Annotated in this window: 7 protein-coding genes; 5 read left to right on the top strand and 2 right to left on the bottom strand. The window is 71.2% G+C overall.

The features are described 5' to 3' along the window. Both ABZ919_RS35765 and ABZ919_RS35760 read left to right on the top strand, forming a co-directional pair. A partial coding sequence (locus tag ABZ919_RS35765; RefSeq protein WP_361256538.1) for a transposase occupies positions 1 to 215 on the top strand: 215 nt, incomplete at its 5' end. A 207-nt stretch (positions 216 to 422) separates the two neighbouring features. Continuing rightward, positions 423 to 1,163, top strand: a complete 741-nt coding sequence (locus ABZ919_RS35760) for an alpha/beta hydrolase (protein ID WP_361256535.1) — start codon at positions 423 to 425, stop codon at positions 1,161 to 1,163. Between the two features lie 272 nt (positions 1,164 to 1,435). Here ABZ919_RS35760 and ABZ919_RS35755 read toward each other — a convergent pair whose 3' ends face one another. Both ABZ919_RS35755 and ABZ919_RS35750 read right to left on the bottom strand, forming a co-directional pair. Next, positions 1,436 to 1,681: a hypothetical protein gene (locus tag ABZ919_RS35755; protein WP_361256532.1), complete on the bottom strand. Its 246-nt coding sequence runs from the start codon at positions 1,679 to 1,681 to the stop codon at positions 1,436 to 1,438. Between the two features lie 176 nt (positions 1,682 to 1,857). Continuing rightward, positions 1,858 to 2,616, bottom strand: a complete 759-nt coding sequence (locus ABZ919_RS35750) for a hypothetical protein (RefSeq protein ID WP_361256529.1) — start codon at positions 2,614 to 2,616, stop codon at positions 1,858 to 1,860. Here ABZ919_RS35750 and ABZ919_RS35745 point away from each other — a divergent pair. The 3 genes from ABZ919_RS35745 to ABZ919_RS35735 are packed head-to-tail and all read left to right on the top strand — an operon-like array spanning position 2,615 to position 7,139. Beyond that, a complete protein-coding gene (locus ABZ919_RS35745; protein ID WP_361256526.1) occupies positions 2,615 to 3,445 on the top strand; it encodes an FAD binding domain-containing protein in 831 nt (276 codons plus the stop codon). The two genes, ABZ919_RS35750 and ABZ919_RS35745, sit on opposite strands and share 2 nt — an antisense overlap. After that, positions 3,442 to 6,168 carry a molybdopterin-dependent oxidoreductase gene (locus ABZ919_RS35740; protein ID WP_361256523.1) on the top strand — a complete coding sequence of 909 codons (2,727 nt, stop codon included), beginning with the start codon at positions 3,442 to 3,444 and terminating at the stop codon, positions 6,166 to 6,168. The genes ABZ919_RS35745 and ABZ919_RS35740 overlap by 4 nt, the downstream gene beginning before the upstream one ends. Next, the gene (locus ABZ919_RS35735) at positions 6,165 to 7,139 is read left to right on the top strand and encodes an antibiotic biosynthesis monooxygenase (RefSeq protein WP_361256520.1); all 975 of its coding nucleotides are present in this window, start codon (positions 6,165 to 6,167) and stop codon (positions 7,137 to 7,139) included. The genes ABZ919_RS35740 and ABZ919_RS35735 overlap by 4 nt, the downstream gene beginning before the upstream one ends. Positions 7,140 to 7,148 lie beyond the last annotated feature (9 nt).

Below are 7,148 nucleotides of genomic sequence, written 5' to 3'. Positions count from 1 at the left end.
CGAAGGGCATCAAGCCCGTGATCGCCCGGCGTGGTAGTGAGCACGGTTCCGGCCTGGGCACCAAGCGGTGGGTCGTCGAGCAGACGATTGCGCTGTTGCACTGGTTCGGCCGCCTGCGCATCCGCTGGGAGATCCGCGATGACATCCACGAGGCGTTCCTCAAGCTCGCCTGCTCGCTGATCTGCTGGCGGCGCCTGCGAACCGCATTCCGTTAGGAGCTCTTACAGCCCCTGGGCCGGAGCCTGTGTGAAAACCCGTTGGCGGCCACGGCGACCGTTGGTATTCTCCGGCAGGCCGTGCGAGAGAACGAGGAGGTGGTACCCGTGAACGCAGTATCGACATGGGTGCTCCCCTCCGGGGTCACGGTCGGGCGATAGGTCGTCCGGGAGCGCCGTTCAAGCGCACTCCCGAAAGGCACGACCATGCGATTCACTTCTGAGCAGCGCCTCGACGACGGCGTCCTCGAACGCGAATTCACCCTCGGCGAGGTCCCTGGCATCCTGTGGACGCCCGCATCCGCCTCCGCCTCCGCACCGGCGCCGCTGATCCTGCTCGGCCACCCCCCGCTCGGACTGCGCAAGATGTATCCCCTGCTGGCGGAGCGGGCCCGGCACGCCGCGGCGGATGGCTTCGCCGCGGCCACCATCGAGCTCCCCGGCAGCGGTGACCGGCCCCGTTGGGCCGCCGCCGAGCAGGCCCGCGCCGACCTGCGCCGGGCCATGGAGGCCGGCGAGCCGGTCGGCGACGAGATCATCGACGCCCTCGTCCTCCCGCTCGTCGAAAAGGCGGTCCCGGAATGGCGGGCGGCCCTGGACGCCCTCCTGGCGTTGCCCGGGATCGGCGGCCCGGTCGGGTACTCGGGAGGAGTGATCTCCATCGGCATCCGGCTTGCGGTGGTCGAGCCGCGCATCTCGGCCGCCGTGCTGTTCGCCGGGAGCCTCGTGCCCGCCGCCATGTTCGAGGAGGCCCGCCGGGTCAGCATTCCGCTGCACGTCCTGCTGCAGTGGGACGACGAAGGGAACGACCGGCAGGCGGCCCTGGACCTGTTCGACGCCTTCGGCTCCAAGGAGAAGACGCTGCACGCCAACATGGGCGGACACACCGGCGTCCCGCGGTTCGCGGGGGACGCCGCGGCCCGGTTCTTCGCCCGGCACCTGCGCTAGTGCTGCGGCCCAGGTTCACCGGCTCGCGCAGGCCTTTCCGGTCACAGCACTGGCCGCGGGCCGGTTCCCGCCCTCAGCCGAGCCAGGGCGAGGCCGGGGGCCGGGCGCGCCTCGATCTCCGTGTCGAGACGGCAGTGTCCCCTGCCGTCGGCAGGGCGGTCGGGGACAGGGATTCCGGACCTGTCCCCGACCGCCCTGGGGGTGGGTGGACTACTTCCATGTGCGGTTGTGGGTGGTGCGGTCGGTGTGCGGGAACTGCCGCCTGGTGTCTATCAGTTACAGAAGTTGAGCAGGTCGAGGAGGCCGTTGCCGCACTGGAAGTGCTCGCCGTCCCCGCCGCCGCCACCGTGGCCGTAGGCGGGGACCGCCTTGGTGGCGACGTGCGTGGCGGGCGTCGCGGCCACGGCGGACGTGGCAGTCGCCACCCCCGCCGCGCAGGCGATGCCCAGGGCGGCAGCCACCGCGAGTGCTCGCGGGATCCGGGAAACGGTCTTCTTGGGGTGAGGTGCAGTGTTCATGCACTCACCATGCACAGCCTCGCGATCAGGTGCCCGCCGAGCGCATCCGAGAGGGTGAGCCGTCCTCAGGGCCGATCGGCATCGGTGTCGGAGGCAGCGGTGCTCGGAGTCTCAACCTGCCGGTGCGGGAGCCCCGTTCCGGCCGCCAGGAGGTCTTCAGGCACTCGATCCCGTAGTCACCGGTGGCCTCCTCGACCGTCACGCCGTGGGTCTCGCTGCGGAAAGCCCGGGAAGGTGCGGTCGAAGATCTCCAGGGCCGTGGGGTACCGCAGGAGGGGGCCGTCGGCGGTGCCCGTGGACTCGCCGGGCATCAGGACCGGGGTGCCGGGCGGGGTGACCGTCACCCTCGCGGCCGCGACCCGGTGCGCCGCCTCGGCGATCCGGACCCGCTCGGTGCCGCCCCGCACCAGCCGCTGGTAGCGGTGCTGCGGTGGGAAGACCGGCTCCGGCAGCCGCTGGAACGCGCTGTCCACGTTGTTCCGCATGGCGAGGTACGCCGTCAGCACGCGCACCGGGATGCCCTCCTCGGCGATCGCACCGGTGGCCGTGATGCCCGGGCAGGTCAGCGTGACCTTGACCGGGTCGAGCGTGCAGTGGCCCTCGGCCGGCCCGGGCAAGTCGTGCCAGGCGGCGCCCGGCTCCGGCGGCCGGCAGGACTGCGCGGTGCGCAGCAGCTCCGGCGGGGCCTCGTCGACGGGACGCCGGTGCGGCTGTCCGGAGTGCGTCGGCCACGTCGTGCTCCCCTCGCCCCGAGGGCCGTCGTCGGCGTGCTGCGATACGCTGACCGAAAAGGGACGCCGAGCGCACGTGTACCCGCCGGCGCCCCCGGAAACGGTTCGGCCGCGGCGGCCACCATCCCTCCGGAATCCGGCGAGCGCGCCCTTGCTGCCGAGCGCGACACGTACGCCCAGCCGCCCCCCAAGGTCGTTCGTCATGGACCTCAACACCATCACCGAAGTAGTCCGGCAGCCGTCCGATCGGCCGGGCGCGGACTGGCACGAGGGCGACGCCTGGCTCGCCGGCGGAACCTGGCTCTACTCCGTCGAGCAGCCGGACCTGCACCGGCTGATCGACCTGACGGCACTGCTCTGGGAGCCTCTCGTCCCCAGGGACGACGGCGGACTCGAGATCAGCGCCACCTGCACGATCCGCGATCTGTACGCCATCGCCCACCCCCTGGACCGGACCGCGGGCATCCTCTTCCGCGCGAGCTGCGAGGCGTTCCTGTCCTCGTTCAAGGTCTGGAACGCGGCGACCGTCGGCGGCAACATCTGCATGTCCCTGCCGGCCGGACCGATGATCACACTGACGGTGGCGCTGGAGGCGCAGTACGAACTCTGGGCCGCGGACGGCACCGTCCGCGTCGTCGACGCCCTCGACTTCGTGACGGGCGAGCACCGCAACGTCCTCGCGCCGGGAGAGATCCTGCGGCGTGTCACCATTCCGGCGCACGCGCTGCGCAGACGTACCGCGCACCGCCGCTTCTCCCTGACCCGGCTCGGCCGTTCGACGGTGTTCCTCGTCGGCAGCCAACGGCGGGGCGGCGACGATCTGTTGCTCACCCTCACCGCCGGTACCACGCGACCGGTGCGTATCGCCTTCGACACCATGCCCGACGCCCGGACCCTGCGGCAGAGGATCGACGCCCTTCCGGCCGACGTCTGGTTCGCCGACCCCAACGGGACCCCTGACCACCGTCGCCATCTGACACAGCACTTCGCCGAAGAGATTCGCCGCGAACTCACGGCTGGGGACCTGGCATGACCTACCTAGTGAACGGCAACAAGTTCGACCGGGAACCGGCACCCGGCCAGTGTCTGCGCACCTTCCTGCGGGAACTCGGCCACTTCGGCGTGAAGAAGGGCTGCGACGCGGGCGACTGCGGGGCCTGCACGGTGTGGCTGGACGGCGAACCCGTCCACAGCTGCATCACCCCCGCGTTCCGCGCGAACGGCCATGAGGTGACCACCATCGAGGGTCTGGGGCGGCCCGGCGCCCTGCATCCCATGCAGCGCCAGTTCCGGGACGCCCCGGGCTTCCAGTGCGGTTTCTGCACCGCTGGAATGATCATGACCTCGGCGACCTTCACCGAGGAGCAGAAGGCGGATCTGCCGCGGGCGCTGAAGGGCAACCTGTGCCGCTGCACCGGCTACCGCGCGATCGAGGACGCGGTGCGGGGCGTCGGCGCGGTGCGGACGGCCGCACCGGGCAAGGCCGTCGGGACGAGCGTCGGCGCACCCGCGGGCCAGGACGTCGTGACCGGTCACGCCGAGTTCACCATGGACACCCGCATCGAGGGCCTGCTGCACCTGAAGGTGCTCCACTCGCCCCACCCGCACGCCCGGATCCTCTCGGTCGACAAGAGCGCCGCACTGGCCGTGCCCGGCGTGCACCGGGTGTACACCTGGGAGGACGTGCCGCAAAAGCGCTTCACCACGGCGATCCACACCGACCACCTGGTGGACCCGGACGACACCTACATCCTCGACGACACGGTGCGTTTCGCCGGCCAGCGCGTCGCCGCGGTCCTGGCCGACACCGTCGGGGCGGCCGAGGAGGGTTGCCGGCGCCTGGCGGTCGCGTACGAGGTGCTGCCGGCGGTGTTCGACCCCGAGGACGCGATGGCGGACGGCGCGCCCCAACTGCACGGGTCCCACGACCCGTTCGTCCGTGACCCCGTCCACAACATCCTCATCGAACTCCATGCGCACATCGGCGACGTCGAGGCGGGCTTCGCCGCGGCCGACGTGATCCACGAGGGCACCTACTTCTCACCGCGGGTGCAGCACGGGCATCTGGAGACCCACGGCTCGATCGCCTGGATGGAGGACGGCCGGCTGAACGTCCGCACCAGCTCGCAGTCACCGTCCATCGCCAAGGTCAAACTGGAGTACCTGTTCGGGCTCCGTCCCGACCAGGTACGGGTGTTCTGCAAGCGGGTCGGTGGCGGCTTCGGCGGCAAGCAGGAGGTGATCGCCGAGGACCTGGTCGCGCTCGCCACGCTGGACACCGGGCGGCCCACCTGCCTGGAGTACACCCGCGAGGAGGAGTTCACCACGGCCTCGCCGCGGCACCCGATGACCCTGACGGTCAGGCTCGGCGCCAAGGCCGACGGCACGCTCACCGCCTTCCAGGTGCGCAACGTCTCCAACACCGGCGCCTACGGCAACCACGGCGGCGAGACGCTGTACGCGGGCGGCGCCGCCGCCATGATCTACCGCTGCCCGAACAAGAAGTACGACGCCTACTCCGTCTACACGAACACGGTGCCCAGCGGGGCCCTGCGCGGCTACGGGATGACCCAGCCGGCGTTCGCCGTGGAGTCGGCGATGGACGAACTGGCCCGCGCCCTGCACCTCGACCCGCTGGAGCTGCGCCGGCGCAACATCGTGCGGCCCGGTGAACCCCTGGTCGCCCTGCACGACGGCCCCGACGACGTGCTCTTCACCGAGGACGGCCTCGCCAAGTGCATCGACCTGGTGGGGGACGCGCTGGCCCGTACGGCCGGTCAGCCGCCGCCCGGACCCGAGTGGCTCGTCGGCACCGGCGTGGCGAGTTCCCTGCACGAGACGGCGCCCCCGACCGAGCACCTCTCCGAGGCCTGGGTCACGCTGGGCGACGACCTCGTCTACGAAGTGGCCGTGGGGACCGTGGAGTTCGGGGAGGGCACGTCCACCGCGCATGTCCAGATCGCGGCGGGCCAGCTGGGCACCACGCCGGGGCGGATCCGCCTGGTGCAGTCCGACACCGACCGCACGGGCTTCGACACCGGCGCCTTCGCGAGCGCGGGCCTCTTCGTGGCGGGCAACGCCGTCCTGCGCGCGGCGGGCGCGGTACGCGACCGCATCCTGGAGTTCGCCGCGGCGCACACGGGCGAGCACGTCGTGATGTGCTCCATGGACGACGACGGCGTCGTCTGCGGGGACCGCCGGGTCTCGCTGGCCGAGCTGGTCGCGCTGGCCAGGGCACGCGGCATCCGGTTCACCGCCGCCCGCAAGGCGTACGGCTCACCGCGCAGCGTCACCTCCAACACCCAGGGTTTCCGGGTCGCCGTGCACCGCGTGACGGGGGAGACACGGATCCTGTACAGCGTGCAGGCGGCGGACGCCGGGGTGATCATCAACCCGGCGCAGGTCCGCGGCCAGGTGGAGGGCGGGGTCGCCCAGGGGATCGGTTTCGCGCTGACCGAGAACCACCACATCGACGACAACGGCGTGATGGCCAACCCGAACTTCCGGAACTACCGCATGCCGACCTTCGCCGACGTCCCGCGCACCGAGGTCCTCCTGGTGGACTCGGCGGACTCGGTGGGGCCCATGCGGGCCAAGGGCATGGCGGAGTGCTGCATCAACCCGGTGGCCCCGGCGCTGGCGAACGCGGTCCACGACGCCACGGGCGTCCGCTACCGCGCACTGCCGCTGACCCCGGAACGCATCTACGGCCGGCTCCGCGCACAGCAGTCGGTGTCGGCAGGCCGAGCACCATGAGGACCGACAGGAACGTGGCCGCCGCGGCCACGGCGATCATCGGGCAGAGGGTCCTGCCCGGAGCGGAGAAGGAGTACGCGGCGTGGCAGGAGGACCTCAACGCCGCTGCCGCCTACTACCCCGGTTTCCTGGGCGCCGAGACCTCCGCGCCGACACCGCTGCAGCCCGACTGGGTCGTCGTCTACCGCTTCGACTCGGTCGCGCACCTGCAGACCTGGATCAACAGCGCGACCCGGCAGACGTACCTCGACGTCGGCGCCAAGTACTTCGACGGCCCGGCGACCCAGCAGGTGGTGAGCAGCGGCACCCAGGCACTGGATCCCCTGGTGACCGTGGTGGTCACCCACCGTGTCCACCCCGACCATGTCGACGACTTCCTGGAGTGGCAGCACCACATGGTCGAGGAGGAGAGCAAGTTCGAGGGGTTTCGCGGGACCGAGCTCTTCCGTCCCATCGAGGGGCTCCAGGAGGAGTGGACCACGCTGTACCGCTACGACAGCGCCGAGCACCTCGACGCCTGGCTGACGTCGCCGCAACGGCAGCGGGTGCTGGCCGAGGGCGAGAAGTTCAACGACTTCAGACTGCGCACGATCGACAACTCGTTCGGCAGCTGGTTCGCCTTCGAGGGCGACGGCAAGGAGGCACCGCCGCCGCCCTCCGAGACCAAGACGTCCCTCGCCGTGTGGGTGGGCCTGTACCCGACCGTCGTGCTGCTGACGCTCGCGCTGTTCCCGGCGCACCTGCCGATCTGGATCGGGCTGCTCGTGGGCAACCTGCTGTCGAGCTTCATCATGAGCTTCGTGACGATGCCCTTCTACGTGAACCCGCTGCTCGGGCGGTGGCTGCGCCCGCCACCGGACGAGGCGGCGGTCCGGACCAACGTCCGCGGCCTCGCCCTCGTCGTGGCGCTGATGGCCTTCTGGGCGGCCGTCTTCTATCTCGTCACGGTGCGGTTCTGGACCCTGCCCTGAGCCACCCGG

Source organism: Streptomyces sp. NPDC046759, assembly GCF_040645475.1.
GTDB lineage: Bacteria > Actinomycetota > Actinomycetes > Streptomycetales > Streptomycetaceae > Streptomyces.
The sequence above is the reverse complement of the archived record's forward strand: the minus strand, read 5'-3'. Positions and strand labels throughout refer to the sequence as shown.